1 protein-coding gene is annotated in these 325 nt (G+C 70.5%); it reads left to right on the top strand.

Features of this window, described 5'->3' with window-relative positions; all coding sequences use genetic code 11:
- The coding region (locus IH50_RS0137135) for an RNA-guided endonuclease InsQ/TnpB family protein (protein ID WP_030873183.1) at positions 1–325 on the top strand (325 nt) is incomplete at both ends.

Here is a 325-nt window from a genome sequence, read left to right as displayed (position 1 = left end):
CCTGCTGTGCGAGGACCCGTCCGTTCAGCCGCTTTCCGCCGCCAGCGCGGCCGTCGGCATCGACGTCGGGCTCGACCACCTGCTGACCCTCTCGACCGGCGAGAAGGTCTCCAACCCCCGCCACGAGCGCCGCGACCGCGTCCGTCTGGCCAAGGCGCAGCGGCAGCTTGCCCGCAAGGCCAAGGGCGACGGAGCGAACCGGGCCAAGGCCCGCCGGAAGGCCGCCAAGGTCTACGCCCGGATCGCCGACCGCAGGCGTGACCTGCTGCACAAGCTCACCACTCGGCTCGTTCGTGAGAACCAAACGATCGTGATCGAGGACCTC

The organism is Streptomyces sp. NRRL S-37 (assembly GCF_000721605.1).
Taxonomy (GTDB): domain Bacteria; phylum Actinomycetota; class Actinomycetes; order Streptomycetales; family Streptomycetaceae; genus Streptomyces.
Note: the sequence above shows the minus strand (reverse complement) of the source record. Positions and strands in the feature narration are given on the sequence as shown.